This window comes from Citrobacter sp. C348 (genome assembly GCF_047467975.1).
GTDB lineage: Bacteria > Pseudomonadota > Gammaproteobacteria > Enterobacterales > Enterobacteriaceae > Citrobacter > Citrobacter gillenii.
The window spans coordinates 1-1,309 of record NZ_JASJUJ010000029.1; the positions used below are offsets into that span (position 1 = coordinate 1).

The window sequence follows — 1,309 nt, forward strand, 5'->3', positions numbered from 1 at the left end:
CCGCCTACATGCTTAAACCGGGACAACCGTCGCCCGGCTAACATAGCCTTCTCCGTCCCCCCTTCGCAGTAACACCAAGTACAGGAATATTAACCTGTTTCCCATCGACTACGCCTTTCGGCCTCGCCTTAGGGGTCGACTCACCCTGCCCCGATTAACGTTGGACAGGAACCCTTGGTCTTCCGGCGTGCGGGTTTTTCACCCGCATTATCGTTACTTATGTCAGCATTCGCACTTCTGATACCTCCAGCAACCCTCACAGGCCACCTTCAACGGCTTACAGAACGCTCCCCTACCCAACAACACATAGTGTCGCTGCCGCAGCTTCGGTGCACAGTTTAGCCCCGTTACATCTTCCGCGCAGGCCGACTCGACCAGTGAGCTATTACGCTTTCTTTAAATGATGGCTGCTTCTAAGCCAACATCCTGGCTGTCTGTGCCTTCCCACATCGTTTCCCACTTAACTGTGACTTTGGGACCTTAGCTGGCGGTCTGGGTTGTTTCCCTCTTCACGACGGACGTTAGCACCCGCCGTGTGTCTCCCGTGATAACATTCTTCGGTATTCGTAGTTTGCATCGGGTTGGTAAGTCGGGATGACCCCCTAGCCGAAACAGTGCTCTACCCCCGAAGATGAGTTCACGAGGCGCTACCTAAATAGCTTTCGGGGAGAACCAGCTATCTCCCGGTTTGATTGGCCTTTCACCCCCAGCCACAAGTCATCCGCTAATTTTTCAACATTAGTCGGTTCGGTCCTCCAGTTAGTGTTACCCAACCTTCAACCTGCCCATGGCTAGATCACCGGGTTTCGGGTCTATACCCTGCAACTTAACGCCCAGTTAAGACTCGGTTTCCCTTCGGCTCCCCTATACGGTTAACCTTGCTACAGAATATAAGTCGCTGACCCATTATACAAAAGGTACGCAGTCACCCTGATAAATCAAGGCTCCCACTGCTTGTACGTACACGGTTTCAGGTTCTTTTTCACTCCCCTCGCCGGGGTTCTTTTCGCCTTTCCCTCACGGTACTGGTTCACTATCGGTCAGTCAGGAGTATTTAGCCTTGGAGGATGGTCCCCCCATATTCAGACAGGATACCACGTGTCCCGCCCTACTCTTCGAGTTCACAACACATGCGATTTTGTGTACGGGACTATCACCCTGTACCGTCGGACTTTCCAGACCGTTCCACTACCACACATGCTGATTCAGACTCTGGGCTGCTCCCCGTTCGCTCGCCGCTACTGGGGGAATCTCGGTTGATTTCTTTTCCTCGGGGTACTTAGATGTTTCAGTTCCCCCGGTTCGCTTC

At 53.1% G+C, this 1,309-nt stretch carries 1 rRNA gene; it reads right to left on the reverse strand.

The window, feature by feature from the left end:
* Positions 1–1,309 (reverse strand): 23S ribosomal RNA (locus tag QNN86_RS23855); the annotation flags it as partial.